14 protein-coding genes are annotated in these 14,970 nt (G+C 65.3%); 8 read left to right on the forward strand and 6 right to left on the reverse strand.

Annotation, left to right across the window (positions count from 1 at the left end; translation table 11 throughout):
* Nucleotides 1–157: 157 nt before the first annotated feature.
* A complete protein-coding gene (locus PRL19_RS14490) occupies nucleotides 158–940 on the reverse strand; it encodes a 3-hydroxybutyrate dehydrogenase (RefSeq protein WP_273743373.1) in 783 nt (260 codons plus the stop codon).
* A 244-nt stretch (nucleotides 941–1,184) separates the two neighbouring features.
* On the opposite strand from PRL19_RS14490, the gene PRL19_RS14495 reads away from it, so the two are divergent.
* Together PRL19_RS14495 and PRL19_RS14500 are read left to right on the forward strand one after the other, a co-directional pair.
* Nucleotides 1,185–3,041, forward strand: coding sequence for an extracellular solute-binding protein (locus tag PRL19_RS14495; protein ID WP_420704399.1), 1,857 nt, complete (start codon nucleotides 1,185–1,187; stop codon nucleotides 3,039–3,041).
* Nucleotides 3,042–3,171: 130 nt separating this feature from the next.
* The gene (locus tag PRL19_RS14500; RefSeq protein WP_045981713.1) at nucleotides 3,172–3,504 is read left to right on the forward strand and encodes a hypothetical protein; all 333 of its coding nucleotides are present in this window, start codon (nucleotides 3,172–3,174) and stop codon (nucleotides 3,502–3,504) included.
* Between the two features lie 15 nt (nucleotides 3,505–3,519).
* On the opposite strand, the gene PRL19_RS14505 is transcribed toward PRL19_RS14500, so the two are convergent.
* Nucleotides 3,520–4,677: a choline transporter gene (locus PRL19_RS14505; protein WP_045998981.1), complete on the reverse strand. Its 1,158-nt coding sequence runs from the start codon at nucleotides 4,675–4,677 to the stop codon at nucleotides 3,520–3,522.
* Between the two features lie 285 nt (nucleotides 4,678–4,962).
* Between PRL19_RS14505 and PRL19_RS14510 the strand changes: the two genes are divergently transcribed.
* Entirely contained in the window at nucleotides 4,963–5,850 is an 888-nt protein-coding gene (locus tag PRL19_RS14510; RefSeq protein WP_045981711.1) for a cation diffusion facilitator family transporter, read from the forward strand.
* Nucleotides 5,851–5,874: 24 nt separating this feature from the next.
* On the opposite strand, the gene xth is transcribed toward PRL19_RS14510, so the two are convergent.
* A complete protein-coding gene (xth, locus tag PRL19_RS14515; RefSeq protein WP_273743375.1) occupies nucleotides 5,875–6,660 on the reverse strand; it encodes an exodeoxyribonuclease III in 786 nt (261 codons plus the stop codon).
* Between the two features lie 58 nt (nucleotides 6,661–6,718).
* Here xth and PRL19_RS14520 point away from each other — a divergent pair, with 58 nt between their 5' ends.
* Nucleotides 6,719–7,252: a hypothetical protein gene (locus PRL19_RS14520; protein WP_273743376.1), complete on the forward strand. Its 534-nt coding sequence runs from the start codon at nucleotides 6,719–6,721 to the stop codon at nucleotides 7,250–7,252.
* Here the strand turns inward: PRL19_RS14520 and PRL19_RS14525 are convergent.
* Nucleotides 7,249–7,572 (reverse strand): HesB/IscA family protein, encoded by a 324-nt coding sequence (locus PRL19_RS14525; RefSeq protein ID WP_045981709.1) that lies wholly within the window; start codon nucleotides 7,570–7,572, stop codon nucleotides 7,249–7,251. The two genes, PRL19_RS14520 and PRL19_RS14525, sit on opposite strands and share 4 nt — an antisense overlap.
* 74 nt (nucleotides 7,573–7,646) lie before the next feature.
* Here PRL19_RS14525 and PRL19_RS14530 point away from each other — a divergent pair, with 74 nt between their 5' ends.
* Genes PRL19_RS14530 through PRL19_RS14540 form a run of 3 tightly spaced genes read left to right on the forward strand, consistent with a single transcriptional unit; the run spans nucleotide 7,647 to nucleotide 10,153 of the window.
* Complete coding sequence (locus tag PRL19_RS14530; RefSeq protein WP_273743377.1) at nucleotides 7,647–8,813, forward strand: deoxyguanosinetriphosphate triphosphohydrolase; 1,167 nt, start codon at nucleotides 7,647–7,649, stop codon at nucleotides 8,811–8,813.
* Between the two features lie 60 nt (nucleotides 8,814–8,873).
* The gene (locus PRL19_RS14535; protein WP_045999588.1) at nucleotides 8,874–9,296 is read left to right on the forward strand and encodes an OsmC family protein; all 423 of its coding nucleotides are present in this window, start codon (nucleotides 8,874–8,876) and stop codon (nucleotides 9,294–9,296) included.
* Complete coding sequence (locus PRL19_RS14540) at nucleotides 9,296–10,153, forward strand: transglutaminase-like domain-containing protein (RefSeq protein WP_273743378.1); 858 nt, start codon at nucleotides 9,296–9,298, stop codon at nucleotides 10,151–10,153. Before PRL19_RS14535 ends, PRL19_RS14540 begins: the two co-directional genes overlap by 1 nt.
* Here PRL19_RS14540 and PRL19_RS14545 read toward each other — a convergent pair.
* Complete coding sequence (locus tag PRL19_RS14545; RefSeq protein WP_045981705.1) at nucleotides 10,150–11,745, reverse strand: peptide chain release factor 3; 1,596 nt, start codon at nucleotides 11,743–11,745, stop codon at nucleotides 10,150–10,152. The genes PRL19_RS14540 and PRL19_RS14545 overlap by 4 nt on opposite strands.
* A 160-nt stretch (nucleotides 11,746–11,905) precedes the next feature.
* Here PRL19_RS14545 and PRL19_RS14550 point away from each other — a divergent pair, with 160 nt between their 5' ends.
* On the forward strand, nucleotides 11,906–13,297 hold the full coding sequence (locus PRL19_RS14550; RefSeq protein WP_273743379.1) for a hypothetical protein: 1,392 nt from the start codon (nucleotides 11,906–11,908) through the stop codon (nucleotides 13,295–13,297).
* 5 nt (nucleotides 13,298–13,302) lie between these two features.
* On the opposite strand, the gene PRL19_RS14555 is transcribed toward PRL19_RS14550, so the two are convergent.
* The gene (locus tag PRL19_RS14555; RefSeq protein WP_273743380.1) at nucleotides 13,303–14,967 is read right to left on the reverse strand and encodes a formate--tetrahydrofolate ligase; all 1,665 of its coding nucleotides are present in this window, start codon (nucleotides 14,965–14,967) and stop codon (nucleotides 13,303–13,305) included.
* Nucleotides 14,968–14,970: the final 3 nt, after the last annotated feature.

The raw sequence follows: 14,970 nt of genomic DNA on the forward strand, positions 1-14,970 counted from the left end.
CATCATGGGGCGCCCTTTCGCATCAAAAGATGCCCAGAACGTACAGGATCACGATCACAACGACCGGAACCCCCAAGAACCACGCCACAAGACCCTTCATCACCATCTCCTCACATTGTGTTGATATGGAACGGCAAAGGACGCGGCGCGGTTCCCGTCACAGGGCGGTCCAGCCCCCGTCGACGCTGATCGTGGTCCCGGTGATCTGGGCCGCGGCGTCGCTGCACAGGAAGACCGCCGTGTCGCCCAGCTGGTCGGTCGTCGCGAATTCCTTGGACGGCTGGCGTTCCAACAGAACTTTTTCGATCACCTCGTCCCGGCCCATGCCGTATTTCTCCATCGTGTCCGGGATCTGGCTTTCCACCAGCGGCGTCAGAACATAGCCCGGACAGATGGCGTTGGCGGTGATCGCTTCGCGCGCGGTTTCCAGACCCGTCACCTTGGTCAGACCGACGATGCCGTGCTTGGCCGCCACATAGGCCGACTTGTAGGGACTGGCCGTCAGTCCGTGGGCCGAGGCGATGTTGATCACCCTGCCCCATCCCGCTGCACGCATCAGCGGCAGGGCCGCCGCGGTGGTGTGGAAGGCGGACGACAGGTTGATCGCGATGATCGCGTCCCATTTCGCCGCCGGGAAATCGGGGATCGCCGCGACGTGCTGGATGCCGGCATTGTTGACCAGGATATCGCAGGCGCCGGCCTTTTCGATCAGCGCGCGGCAGTCGTCGCCCTTGGACATGTCGGCCCGGATGTAGCGGACCTTGACCCCGTGTTCGCCGGACATGCCTTCGGCCAGAGCGTGATCCTCGTCGGTGTCGCTGAAGCTGTTCAGGACCACGTCCGCGCCGGCGCGCGCCAGCCTGTGGGCCACGCCCAGCCCGATGCCAGAGTTGGATCCGGTGACGACGGCGGTCTTGCCCTTGAGGAATTTCTCATACATCGGCTGCTCCTTGACGGCCCCGAAAGGCGGTTTGCAGGTGCAGCATGGGCAAAAAAAAACGCCCGCACAAGGCGGGCGCAAGTTATGAGGCAGGTTTCATACAGGCAAGAAACCTATCGAGCAGTGCCCTATTTATACGCGAGGAACCGCGCGAGTCCAACAGCGATCTTGCCACCTTGGTTGACGCCCCCCGGTCAAGCCTGTTGATAATGCGGCCAAACAAGAAACGACCGGGCGGCAGGCAATGCGAATCTTCGAAAACCTTAACAAATCCGCGATCAGGGGGGCTGCCTTGGGTCTGCTGACCCTGACGGGCGGTGTTGCATCTATGCCGCTGGCAACCCTTGCCGAACCTGTCCATGGCATTGCAATCTATGGAGAACCTGCCCTGCAACAGGGCTTTGCACATTTGCCCTATGCCAACCCGGACGCGCCCAAGGGCGGTACGATTCGGCTGGCGGAACCGGGCGGGTTCGACAGTCTGAAACCTTGGGTGCTGAAGGGCAATGCCGCATGGGGCGTGGGCGTCCACGTGACGGAATCCCTGATGATGCGGTCGATCGACGAACCGTTCACCCTTTACGGCCTGCTGGCCGAGACGATCGAGGTCGCGCCCGACCGGCAATGGGTCGAGTTCACCCTGCGCGAGGAGGCGCGGTTTTCCGACGGCAGTCCGGTCACCGTCGACGACGTGATCTGGTCCTATGAGACGCTTGGGACGCAGGGCCATCCCCGCTATCTGGCGGCCTGGTCGCGCGTCGACAGGATCGAGGCCACGGGCCCCCGCAGCGTACGCCTGACCTTCACCGAACCCGACCGAGAGCTGCCCCTGCTGATGGGGTTGCGTCCGATCCTGAAGAAGGCCCAGTGGGAGGGGCAGGATTTCGCCGCCTCCTCGCTCGAGGCGCCGATCGGCAGCGGCGCCTATGTCGTCGATCAGGTCGAGCCGGGGCGGTCGATCAGCTTTCGCCGCAACCCCGACTATTGGGGCCGCGATCTGCCCCTGATGGCGGGGGTGAACAATTTCGACGTCATCCGCTATGACTATTTCGCCGATGCCAACGCGATGTTCGAGGCGTTCAAGGCCGGTGCCGTCACCGTCTGGCGCGAACTGTCGGCGCAGAAATGGGCCAGCGAATACGGCTTTCCGCTGATGACGGACGGACGCGCGGTCCAGGCAGAGATCCCGAACGAACGCCCCTCGGGCATCGTCGGCCTGGTGATGAACACGCGCAACCCGGCCTTCGCCGATTGGCGCGTGCGGCAGGCGCTGATCGAGATGTTCAACTTCCGCTTCATCAACCAGACCTTGAACGGCGGTGCCGATCCCCGGATCACGTCCTATTTCTCGAACTCGGTCCTGGCGATGCAGGACGGGCCGGCGACGGGGCGCGTGGCGGAACTGCTGGCGCCGTTCGCGGCCGACCTGCCGCCCGGCACGCTGGACGGCTATACCCTGCCCGAAGGTTCGGACCGCGCGATGGACCGCGCCGGTGTCCGCCGCGCGATGGCGCTGATGGCCGATGCCGGCTGGACGGTTCAGGACGGACAGCTGAAGAACGCGCAGGGCCAGCCCTTCGCCTTCGAGATCCTGCTGAACCAGAACGGCACCGCGATGCGCAGCGGGTCCGAGGTCCAGCAGATCGTGAACATCTATGTCGAGGCGCTGCGCCCCCTGGGGATCACCCCGCGCATCACCCTGCTGGATTCCGCGCAGTACATCGAACGCACGAACAACTATCAGTTCGACATGACATGGTACGAACGCGGCCTGTCGCTGTCGCCGGGCAGCGAACAGCGCCTGTACTGGGGCCGCGACGGCGTATCCACGCCCGGCAGCCGCAACTGGATGGGCATAGACAGCCCCGCGGCCGAGGCGATGATCGACGCCATGACGGCCGCCGACACGGCCGAGGATTTCACCGCCGCGGTCCGGGCGCTGGACCGCGTGCTGACGGCGGGGCGCTATGTGATTCCGGTCAGCTTTTCGCCGATCTCGCGGCTGGCCCATGCCGCGGATCTGAAATACCCAGAGGAAATACCCATGTACGGGGACTGGCCGGGCTTTTTGCCCGAAGTCTGGTGGCAGGAGACGAACTGATGCGAATGTTTTGGGTTACTGTAGCGGCTTGCACGATGCTGGCCGGTTGCAACACCGTCGCCGGTGTCGGCGAGGACATTACAGGGACGGCGCGCTGGTTCCAGGGCAGCCTTCCGACAGGAGGTTATTGATGAAGTGGCACCATGTTCAGGAAAACTGGGCGGCCTTCTATGAGGCGATCATCGACAAGTGGCCCGAGGCCGAGGACACCGAACTGGACGAGATCGACGGCGACCAGCGCGCCTTCATCGCCTATCTGGTCGAGGTGACCGGCCAGGAGCCCGCCGAGATCCGCGAGGAGCTGCGCGAATGGCTGGTCGGAGAGATCCCGTCGGACGTCGTGATGGACCCCGTCCATGACAACCACTCGATCGCGCTGTCGTCCAAGTTCGTCAACGAGGGCGAGGACGAGTTCTCGGACGATTCGCGCTTTGGCGACGACGACAGCGACAAGGACGACTGAGAGGGCGTCCGCCCGCTATCCCGCGGCGGGGCGGCCGATGCCGCCCAGCTTGCCCATGTGCCGCGCCAGCAGCACATAGATCACCCCGTACAGCGCCGCGACGATCAGGCCGACCCACTGGATCTCGAACGGGGTGAAGACATAGGCCCCGACCAGCCCCAGCTGCAGCAGGAAATGCAGCGGGTAATAGCGCCGGTCCCCCAACGTCTCGCGCGACCAGTTCAGGTTCGTCGAATACAGCCGGATCAGGCTGTCCAGAGAGTTCACGACGAAGACCACACCGACAGCGATCATGAACCAGTTCAGCCAGCCGGGGATCACGATCCCGCCCTGGTGATAGACGAACAGCACGCTGAACCACAGCCCCAGGGGGATCGCCGGCAGGGCCACCATCGCCAATGCCAGCTGCCAGACCCTCAGCCCACCGACGAAGCGCGCGACGAACTGGCCGATCATGATCGACCACGCGAACCACCAGAACAGATAGAATTCATGGTAATCCGAAATGGGCGTGGCAAAGCGCGGCAGATGCGCGAAGTACCCGCCCAGCAGGCCGACGCTGTCGAAGAAATCGCCCAGACCCACGCGGCTGTAGACGAAGGCGATCATCGCCAGTGCGGTGAAGGCCAGCATGCCGAACCCATAGCTGGAGATGATGGCAAGCCACTTCATCACCGCCATGTTGCCGCTGGACAGGACGGCGGTGGCGATCACCACCACAACCAGCGCCCAGACCGCGCCCTGCGGCAGGTCCGGGGCATAGGTCGGCAGGTTCGACATGAACAGATAGCAGGTGAACGAGCAGGTCGCGATGACCGTCAGGTTGTAGACCCACTTGACCGCCGGGATCTGGAACAGCTGCAGGCGCGGCTCCAGCGCGATGAAATAGAAGGTGGCCACGAAATACATCAGCCAGACCAGCGGCCCCCACATGCCGAATTCCACGGCCAGGGCATTGGTGAACCCGAAGGCGGGGTCCTCCTCATAGATCGGGAACTCCGCTAGGGGCAGCATGACCAGGCCCATGTCCAGTCCGGCGGTGAATAGCAGGGCGATCAGGGTGAACAGGCCGACGGGCTCTTCGCCCTGCAGCCGCAGGCGGGGCCAGCGGATCAGGACGAACAGCGCGCAGGCCAGCACACTGAGATAGGCGACGGTGATGATTGGCGTCATGGGCGCAATCCTCCTTAGACAGATGAACGATCAGCGCCACAGTGCAACCGGGCATGTGGCCCGCTGTACGCGCATGATCGCAGCCAAGTGGCCGCATGTTTCTTTGATACTCTAAGGATGCTTTATATTGAGTGACGGGTCAATCAACAAATGCAATGCGTGTCTATCCGGCACCCGAACGCCTATTGTGCGCAAATGGCTGCAACCGTGGCTTGAGATTTCACAAAGCATCTGCGACATGCTGCGCCTCATACCCATCCCGTCCATGGCCAAGGGGACGATCTGATGTCCAGCAGCCTGAAAATCGCCGTCGGCAGCATCTTTGTCGGCTTGATCGTGCTTGGGCTGAAGACCCTGGCCTGGTACCTGACCGGGTCGGTGGCACTGCTGTCGGACGCGCTGGAAAGCATCGTGAACGTGGCGACCGCGGTTGCGGCGCTGGTCGCGATCTCGGTGGCGCAACGGCCCGCGGATCAGTCGCATCCCTATGGCCATCACAAGGCCGAATTCCTCAGCGCCGTGCTGGAAGGGGTGCTGATCATCGTGGCAGCCCTGCTGATCCTGCGCGAGGCGTGGCACGCCTTCCAGAACCCGCGCGAGATTCAGGCCGTCGGCATGGGCATGGCCATCAACGCCAGCGCGGGCGTGCTGAACGCGATCTGGTGCAGCATCCTGATCCGTCAGGGGCGGCGGCTGCGCTCTCCGGCGCTGGTCGCGGACGGCAAGCACCTGCTGACGGACGTGGTGTCGTCGGGGGGCGTCCTGCTGGGCGTGGGGCTGGCAGTGGCGACCGGCTGGTCGATCCTGGACCCGGCGCTTGCGATGCTGGTGGGGGTGAACATCCTGTGGTCGGGATGGAAGGTCATGGCGTCGTCCGTGTCCGGCCTGCTGGACGAGGCCGTGCCCGAAAAGACGCTGGTGACCATCCGCGACATCATCTCGGACAAGGCCAGCGGCGCGCTGGAGGCGCATGACCTGCGCACCCGTCATGCGGGCGCCGTCACCTTCATCGACTTTCACCTGGTCGTGGACGGCCAGACCACCGTGTCCGACGCCCATGACATCTGCGACCGGGTCGAGGCCAGCCTGAAGGCCAAACTGCCCGACGCCCAGATCACCATCCATGTCGAACCGGAACACAAGGCCAAGCATTCCGGCGTTCTGGTGATCTGACCCGCCGCCCGGCGCCGCCTGCCTTCAGGCGGCCAAGCGCACCCAGACCGGGACATGGTCGCTTGGCTTTTCACCGGCCCGCGCATCGCGGTCGACGCCCGTTTCGATCATCAGGTCGGCCGCCTGGGGCGACAGCAGCAGATGGTCGATGCGGATGCCGTTGTCACGCTCCCACGCGCTGCCCTGATAGTCCCAGAAGGTGAACGGCCCGCGCGTGGCCCAGGGGTCGCGGATGCGCACCGCATCGGTCCAGCCCTGGTTCACGATGGCCCGGAACGCCGCCCTGCTTTGCGGCAGGAACAGCGCATCCTCGGTCCAGCGGTCGGGATGGGCCGCGTCGCGCGGTTCGGGAATGATGTTGTAATCGCCCAGCATCACCACCGGCATCTCGGATGCCAGCAATTCCGCCGCGCGCAGGCGCAGGCGTTCCATCCATGCCAGCTTGTAGTCGTATTTCGGCCCCGGCGCGGGGTTGCCGTTGGGCAGGTACAGCCCGGCGATACGCACCGCACGGGTGCCCACCACGGTCGCCTCGATATAGCGGGCCTGTTCATCGGCATCGTCGCCGGGCAGGCCGCGGGTCACGTCCTCCAACGGCAGCCGCGACAGGATCGCCACGCCATTGAAGCCTTTTTGGCCGTGGGTTTCCACCTGCCATCCCAGGTCCTGGAAATGCTCTCGCGGGAACCCCTCGTCCACGGACTTGATTTCCTGCAGCACGACCAGATCGGCATCCGTCGAGGCCAGCCAGTCGGTCAGGGCCTGCACGCGGGCCTTGACGCCATTGATGTTGAAGCTTGCGATTTTCATGGGCGGCATCTTTAGCGCCGCCTGCGCGTTTGGCAACACGAACCGGAAAGGGGCCGCGATGATCCGACTGCTGATCCTGCTGATGGTCCTGCCCGTGGCGGCCGCTGCGCGCCCGGTCACCGGGTTGCTGGAAAAGGCCAGCCCCCTGCCCGCGACGATCCCCCTGCAGGTCCGCGCCCCGGCCGACATGGATCACGCGATCATCCTGACGGATGACCAAGGAACGCCCGTCATCAGCGGCTATCTGCGCGGCGGCGCGGTTCTGCGGCTGCTGGTGCCGCCGGGAGATCACCGCCTGACGGTGGCCAGCGGGCCCGCGCAGGACTGGCAGGGTCTGCCCGACTTGTTCGGCGCGCCTGCCATCGTGCTGCCGCAACCCTTGCCCTTCTTCATCGATGGCACGCGGCGCGAGGGGCAGGCGATCACGCTGTCGAAGAAGGGTGACGGCCTGCGGATCACCGACCGGCAGAACCGTGTCATTTGTCAGAACGCCGGGTGGGATAGCACGCGCGTCGTCAAGACGCTGCCCTCGGGGACGCAGTTCCGTTATGTGGAGCGGCGACTGGACCCGCGCAGCATTCCCTGCGACTAGATCGAGAAGCTGGTCCCGCAGCCGCAGCTTGCCGTGGCGTTCGGGTTCTCGATCACGAAGCGCGCACCGATCAGCTCGTCGGTGAAATCGATGACCGCCCCCGCCAGATAGGGCAGCGACACCGGATCGACGACGACCTTCTGTCCCGATTTCTCCAGGATCAGATCGTCGGTCTCGGGCGCGTCCAGGCGGATGTCGTACTGGAACCCGGAACATCCCCCGCCCAGCACCGCGATGCGCAGCGGTACCGGGTCCTTGCCCGCATTGATCTGGGACAGGCGGTCAAAGGCGCGGTCGGTCACTTTGGGCGGCAGGTTCATGGGGCGTTCCCGTTTTCGTCTGGTCGCATCAAATATAGGGTCCGCCGGGTGAACCCGCAAGGAAGGCTGACCCCGTGACCGCACTCGCGCCCTATGCCTGCCATCCGCAAGACAGCCGCGGGCGATTGCAGGACGAAAGCCTGTCCACCTTCCGGTCGCCTTGGCAACGCGACCGCGATCGCATCATCCATTCCAGCGCTTTCCGCCGACTGAAACACAAGACCCAGGTCTTTGTCGAACATGATGGCGAAGGCTATCGCGGCGATTATTTCCGCACCCGCCTGACCCATACGATCGAGGTTGCGCAGGTCGCGCGCACCATCGCCGGGGCGCTGCACCTGAACACCGACCTGGCCGAGACCATAGCCCTTGCCCATGATCTGGGCCACCCGCCCTTCGGTCATACCGGAGAGGACGCGCTGTCCGCGCTGATGGCGCCCTATGGCGGGTTCGACCACAACGCGCAGGCGCTGCGCATCGTCACCAAGCTGGAACGCCACTATGCCGATTTCGACGGGCTGAACCTGACCTGGGAAAGCCTGGAAGGCATCGCCAAGCACAACGGCCCGGTGACCGGCCCCCTGCCCTATGCCCTGGCCGAGGTGAACGCGCTGTGGGATCTGGAACTGCACAGCAATGCCAGCGCCGAGGCGCAGGTGGCGGCGGTGGCCGACGACGTGGCCTACAATCACCACGACCTGCATGACGGGCTGCGCGCAGGCCTGTTCACCGAGGACGATCTGGCGGAACTGCCCGTGATCGGCCCGGCCTTTGCCGAGGTCGACCGCCTGTATCCCGGCCTGGACCCCACGCGGCGCCGCTACGAGGCGCTGCGCCGCGTCTTCGGCGTCATGGTCGAGGATGTGATCGCCGTTGCCCAGAACCGGCTTGCCGGGCTGCAGCCGCGATCGGCGGACGACATCCGCGCGATGGACGGGGCGATCATCCGCTTTTCCAAGCCGCTGTACCAGAACATCAAGGCGATCAAGTCCTTCCTGTTCCAGCGCATGTATCGCGCGCCCTCGGTCGTCGTCGAACGCACCCATGTCACGCAGATGCTGAACGACCTGTTTCCGCTGTACCTGGATCATCCCGACCGGCTGCCCGACCAGTGGCGCGACGCGGCCATGCGCCTGAACGATCCGACGGAACGCGCGCGTCTTGTGCTGGATTACGTCGCAGGGATGACCGACCGCTATGCGATTGCGGAACATCAACGCCTGATTCAGCCACAGTCCTGAACCTTGGATGGTGTTGCCGCGTTGGGCGGGCAACACTGACCAAGGAAAAGGATGGATCACATGATTACCCGCACCGGATCGGCTGAATGGACTGGCGGCCTGAAAGAGGGCAAGGGCCAGGTTTCGACCAAGTCGGGCGCGCTGTCGGCGCAGCCCTATGGTTTCAACACCCGCTTCGAGGACAAGCCCGGCACCAACCCCGAGGAACTGATCGGCGCCGCGCATGCATCGTGCTTCTCGATGGCGCTGGCGATGATGCTGGAACAGGAAGGCATCTCGGGCGTGTCGATCAAGACGAAGTCCGATATCTCGATGGACAAGGAAGGCGACGGTTTCGCCGTCAAGAAGGCCCACCTGACCACGACCATCACCGCTGATGCGGACCAGGCGAAGATCCTCGAAGTCGCCGAAAAGGCCAAGGAAGGCTGCCCGATCAGCAAGCTGCTGAATGCCGAAATCACGATGGACGCATCGGTTTCCTGATGCGCATCCGGGTCGGTCACGAGTTCCGTATCAAGGTCGAGCAGCCGACCCCCCTCATCTGCCTTGTCGCCCCCGAGGCGGCACGGCACGATGATTTCATAGCCCCCGAACAGGTCACGACCGTTCCTCATGTCGACGTGCATGAGTATCGCGACCTGTTCGGAAACATCTGCCGCCGCATGGTTGCCCCTGCAGGCGAATTTGTCCTTCGTGGCGATGTGACCCTGAATGACGACGAAATGTGGGACGATGTCGATTTCGCGGCCCAGGAAACGCGGGTCGAGGATCTGCCCGACGATGCGCTGATCTATCTGATGGCGTCCCGTTATGTCGAAAGCGACGTCCTGTCCCAGCAGGCATGGGACCTATTCGGTCATCTGCAACCGGGCTGGGGCCGTGTTCAGGCGGTGCTGGACCATGGCCACAAGGTCCTGACATTCGATTACGGCACGGCGTCGGTGTTTCGGACCGCGCATGATGCCAGCAAAGGCGGCATGGCCGTCTGCCGCGACTTCGCGCACCTGGCGCTGGCCTATCTGCGGGCGCTGAACATCCCGGCCCGCTATGTGAACGGCTATGTCGGCGATATCGGCGTGCCCAAGGTCGACGCGCCGATGGATTTCGCCGCCTGGATCGAGGTCTACCTATCTGGCCGCTGGTGGACCTTCGACCCGCGCAACAACGAACGCCGCCTTGGCCGCGTCGTCGTCGCACGGGGTCGCGATGCCGCCGATGTAGCGATGCTGGCCAGCTTTGGCCCGCATCAACTGTTGGACTTCACCGTCTGGTGCCACCCGGTCGACGAAACCGGGCAGGAGTTGGACGGCATGGCCTTCGGTCAGGAGACGCGGCGCTAGACCATCATCTCCTTGGTCGCGGTCAGCCTCAGGTCCGGGTGATCGCGACCGATCCTGTCGATGTCCCATTGCAGGCGGGTCAGATAGACCAGATCGCCGTCATGGTCATGGGCCAGATGCGCCTTGTTCGTTTCGGCAAAGGCATCGACCACCGATTTGGCGCCACTGACCCAACGGGCGCTGGTGAACTGGCTGCCCTCGAACCGCACCGGGATACCGTATTCTAGTTCGATCCGGCTGGCCAGCACCTCGAACTGCAGCGCGCCCACGACGCCCACGATGAAGCCCGATCCGATCGCGGGCTTGAAGACCTTGGCGGCCCCCTCCTCGGCGAACTGCATCAGCGCCTTTTCCAGATGCTTGGCCTTCATCGGGTCCGTCGCGCGCACCGTCTGCAGCAGCTCGGGCGCGAATGACGGAATGCCCGTGAAGCGCAGCGTCTCTCCCTCAGTCAGGGCGTCGCCGATGCGCAGCTGGCCATGGTTCGGAATGCCGATGATGTCGCCGGCCCAGGCCTCCTCGGCCAGTTCGCGGTCGGCGGCCAGGAACAGGACCGGGTTCGACACCGCCATCGGTTTCTTCGTGCGGACGTGGACCATCTTCATGCCACGTTCGAAATGTCCCGATGCCAGCCGAACGAAAGCCACGCGGTCGCGGTGCTTGGGATCCATGTTGGCCTGAACCTTGAACACGAAGCCCGTCACGGTGTTCTCGTCCGGGGAAATCTCGCGCTCGGCACTGTTCTGGGGCTGCGGCGGCGGGCCATAGGTGCTGATGCCCTGCATCAACTCCTGCACGCCAAAGCTGTTGATCGCGCTGCCGAACCAGATGGGCGTCATGTGCCCCTCCAGGAACGACCGCTGGTCAAAGGTCGGTAGCAGCTCGCGGGCCATCTCGACCTCCTCGCGCAGCTTGGCCAGCAGATCGGCGGGAACGTGATCGGCCAGCCGCGGGTCGTCCAGCCCCTTCATCGAGATGGACTGCGCCACCTTGTTGCGGTCGGCCCGGTCCATCAGCTCCAGCCGGTCGCCCAGCATGTCATAGCAGCCGATGAACTCTCGCCCCACGCCGATCGGCCAGGATGCCGGCGCCACGTCGATGGCCAGGTTCTCTTGAATCTCGTCGATGATCTCGAACGTGTCGCGGGATTCGCGGTCCATCTTGTTGCAGAACGTCAGGATCGGCAGATCGCGCAGGCGGCAGACCTCGAACAGCTTGCGGGTCTGCGATTCGACACCCTTGGCCCCGTCGATGACCATGATCGCCGCATCCACCGCGGTCAGCGTCCGATAGGTATCCTCGGAAAAGTCGCTGTGGCCCGGCGTATCCACCAGGTTGAAGCGATGTCCGTCAAAATCGAACGACATCGCCGACGCGGACACCGAGATGCCGCGATCCTGTTCCATCTTCATGAAATCCGACCGCGTGCGCCTCGCCTCGCCCTTTGCGCGCACCTGCCCGGCCATCTGGATGGCGCCACCGTACAGCAGGAACTTCTCTGTCAGCGTTGTCTTGCCGGCATCGGGATGCGAGATGATCGCAAAGGTCCGGCGGCGGGCGATTTCGGGTGGAAGCTGGGGGCGGTTTGTCATGCCGCCGCTTTATCCTGCGCGCGCGTCCGACGCAATTCCCGGCATCATGCCGCCAATGGCACGAATTGTCTGCATCCGGTTCTTGAACCCGCGCGTCCTTGTCGCATGATCAACCGCGAAACGGACGAGGGCGCAGATGGACGGATCATGGGACCAATTGATGCGGCTGCTGTCCAACCGCGGCCTTGAATGGCTGCGCCAGCGTATCATGGCCCTGCCCGATCCCTGCCCGCTGGATCATCCCGACATCGGCGCGCTGGCGCTGGTGGGACAGATCGCACCGGTGCTGTCGGGCCTGCGCGGGCGCATCTCGCCGATCGAGGTGATCGTGCTGCGTCGCCTGACGCCAGATCTGGTACGTCAAGGCGCCATGCGCGTTCTTGACGGCGCGCGGGACGATGCGCTGGTCCGCCTGACGCTGGCGGGCGGTCTGGTCGCCCAGATGGACCCCCTGTGGCAACTGGCCTGCGAGGCGCTGGCCGACGACCCCGCCCTGCCCCTGCCGCACAGGTTGGCGCTGTCCGACGACCCCGTCCTGCTGGCACAGGCCGAGGCCGTGCTAACCACGCCCCCGACCTCGATCACCCCCGATCACGTGGCACAGGTGGCGCAGCTGCTGATGCAGCTTTATCATCATGGCGCGCGGCGTCCCCGTCTGTCCCACCCGCGCGCCTATACGCTGATCTTCGACCACCTGAGAATGCTGGCAACCTGGGCGCAGGGCGCGGGATGCACGGGGTCGGTTGCCCGGATCGCGTTCTGCCTGCGGCTTCTGGACGACGACCACCCGGTGGCGGACATGCTGTCCGACTTGATCCAGGTCCAGCGGCCCGACGGATCATTTCCCGTCAGGCTGGGTTTTGCCACCGCGGACCAGACGTTCGCGGATGCGGTCCAGCCGACGGTCCATGTGGCGATGGCGCTGCACATGGCGGCGTGGAAACGCTGGCGCGGTCCCGCGCCCGTCTGGCTGCAGCCCCATCCCGTCCAGGCCACCGCCCGCCAGCTGGCCGACCGGATCGCCGCGATGGACATCCCCAAGGCGCAGGCCCTGCACGCGGCAACCAGCCTGACCCGCGCGACCGGAGAGAACTGGTTCGCCCGCCTGTCCCCCGCGCGCCAGGCGGTGCCCGATGACCTGACCCGATTGGCGCGCATCTGCTTTCGCGACGCGGTCGCGGCCCGGCATCTGCGCGCATGGCTTGGCCTGACGCGTCACGGTGACCGCCCGTCCGGCCTGGACGGACCCGAGGCCGCATGGCTGACCGGGCGCATCGTGGCCATCGCGACCCCCCTGCCGGATGCCGTGATGCGGCTGTGGGACCGCGCCGCGCTGGCCGGTGACGTCGCGGCCTTCACCGACTGCGCCCGCATCGCGCAGCATCACGCGGACGGCCCGGCCAGCCCCGCGGTCCGCGCCATGACCCGCCGCCTGTGCGTCGAGGCACTGACGCAGGATGCGCCCCTGCCCCGGATGCTGGACAGCCTGGATCGCCTGACCCTGCTGTCCCGCCTGTTTGAACCGGAAGCCAAAGAAGTGGCCGCCGCCTGATCGGGTCAGAACAACCCCTCGACCTGTCCCAGATCATCCAGCCGGATGACCTCGGCCGCGGGGCGGCGCGGCAGGCCCGGCATGGTCATGATCTGCCCGCAGATCGCCACCACAAAGCCCGCGCCCGCGTTCAGCCGCACCTCTCTCACCGGTATGACATGCCCGGTGGGCGCGCCGCGCAGGTCCGGATCGGTCGAAAAGCTGTACTGCGTCTTGGCGATGCAGACCGGCATATGCCCATGGCCCGCCGCCTGCCAGGCGGCCAGCTGATCCAGGACGCCGGGACCGGGTTCGACCCGCGCGGCGCGGTGGATATGGGTGCAGACCGTCTGGATCTTGTCCCACAGCGGCATCGCGTCGGGGTAAAGCGGCGCGAATGCCGCAGGCTGTTCCGCCAGGGCGACGACCGCGCGGGCCAGATCCTCGGCACCGGCGCCACCCATGGCCCAGTGCCGCGCCAGGATGGCCTGCACCCCCTGTTCGGCGCAGTAGTCCTGCAGGGCCGCGATCTCGGCCGGCGTGTCGCCGTCGAAATGGTTCAGCGCCACGACGACCGGCAGGCCAAAGCTGCGGATGTTCTCGATGTGCCGGCCCAGATTGGCGCAGCCCGCGGTGACCGCCGCGACGTCTTCCGCCGCCAGATCGGCCTTGGCCACGCCGCCGTTCATCTTCAGCGCCCGCACCGTGGCCACCAGCACGACGGCCGCTGGCGCAAGCCCCGCAAGGCGGCACTTGATGTTCAGGAACTTCTCGGCCCCCAGATCGGCGCCGAAGCCCGCCTCGGTCACCACGTAATCGGACAGGCGCAGGGCTGCGCGGGTCGCGATGACGCTGTTGCAGCCATGGGCGATATTGGCGAAGGGGCCGCCATGAACCAGCGCCGGGTTGTTCTCCAGCGTCTGGACCAGGTTCGGCTGCAACGCGTCCTTCAGCAGAACGGTCATCGCGCCATCTGCCTGCAGATCGCGCGCGGTGACGGGTTGGCGGTCGCGGGTATAGCCCACGACGATCCGGCCAAGCCGATCCTGCAGATCGGCCAAATCACGCGACAGGCACAGGATCGCCATCACCTCGGACGCGACGGTGATGTCGAAACCGGTCTGGCGCGAAAACCCGTTCGCCGCACCGCCCAGCCCCACGACCACATCGCGCAACGCGCGGTCGTTCATGTCCATGACCCGCCGCCAGGTGATGCGCCGCGTGTCCAGGTCAAGCGCATTGCCCCAGTGGATGTGGTTGTCGATCATTGCGGCCAGCAGATTGTGGGCCGAGGTGATGGCATGGAAATCGCCGGTGAAGTGAAGGTTCATCTCCTCCATCGGCACGATCTGCGCGCGCCCGCCGCCGGCCGCGCCGCCCTTCATGCCGAAGTTCGGGCCCAGGCTGGCCTCGCGGATGCAGATGGTGGCACGGTGGCCGATCCGGTTCAGCGCATCGCCCAGGCCCACGGTCGTGGTGGTCTTGCCCTCTCCCGCAGGGGTCGGGTTGATGGCGGTGACCAGGATCAGGCGGCCTTCGGGGCCGGTCAGACCGGCCAGCGCGTCATGGGTGATCTTGGCCTTGTCATGACCATAGGGCAGGATCTGATCCGGCGTCAGGCCAAGACGGGCGGCGATGTCGTTGATCGGCCGCTTGGTCGCGGCGCGCGCGATCTGAAGGTCGGTCTGCATGTC

This window comes from Paracoccus marcusii (assembly GCF_028621715.1).
GTDB lineage: Bacteria > Pseudomonadota > Alphaproteobacteria > Rhodobacterales > Rhodobacteraceae > Paracoccus > Paracoccus marcusii.

Coding starts and splice junctions, on each gene's coding strand:
- PRL19_RS14490 (WP_273743373.1), bottom strand. CDS start 940: ATGTATGAGAAATTCCTCAAGGGCAAGACCGCCGTCGTCACCGGATCC.
- PRL19_RS14495 (WP_420704399.1), top strand. CDS start 1,185: ATGCGAATCTTCGAAAACCTTAACAAATCCGCGATCAGGGGGGCTGCC.
- PRL19_RS14500 (WP_045981713.1), top strand. CDS start 3,172: ATGAAGTGGCACCATGTTCAGGAAAACTGGGCGGCCTTCTATGAGGCG.
- PRL19_RS14505 (WP_045998981.1), bottom strand. CDS start 4,677: ATGACGCCAATCATCACCGTCGCCTATCTCAGTGTGCTGGCCTGCGCG.
- PRL19_RS14510 (WP_045981711.1), top strand. CDS start 4,963: ATGTCCAGCAGCCTGAAAATCGCCGTCGGCAGCATCTTTGTCGGCTTG.
- xth (WP_273743375.1), bottom strand. CDS start 6,660: ATGAAAATCGCAAGCTTCAACATCAATGGCGTCAAGGCCCGCGTGCAG.
- PRL19_RS14520 (WP_273743376.1), top strand. CDS start 6,719: ATGATCCGACTGCTGATCCTGCTGATGGTCCTGCCCGTGGCGGCCGCT.
- PRL19_RS14525 (WP_045981709.1), bottom strand. CDS start 7,572: ATGAACCTGCCGCCCAAAGTGACCGACCGCGCCTTTGACCGCCTGTCC.
- PRL19_RS14535 (WP_045999588.1), top strand. CDS start 8,874: ATGATTACCCGCACCGGATCGGCTGAATGGACTGGCGGCCTGAAAGAG.
- PRL19_RS14540 (WP_273743378.1), top strand. CDS start 9,296: ATGCGCATCCGGGTCGGTCACGAGTTCCGTATCAAGGTCGAGCAGCCG.
- PRL19_RS14545 (WP_045981705.1), bottom strand. CDS start 11,745: ATGACAAACCGCCCCCAGCTTCCACCCGAAATCGCCCGCCGCCGGACC.
- PRL19_RS14550 (WP_273743379.1), top strand. CDS start 11,906: ATGCGGCTGCTGTCCAACCGCGGCCTTGAATGGCTGCGCCAGCGTATC.
- PRL19_RS14555 (WP_273743380.1), bottom strand. CDS start 14,967: ATGCAGACCGACCTTCAGATCGCGCGCGCCGCGACCAAGCGGCCGATC.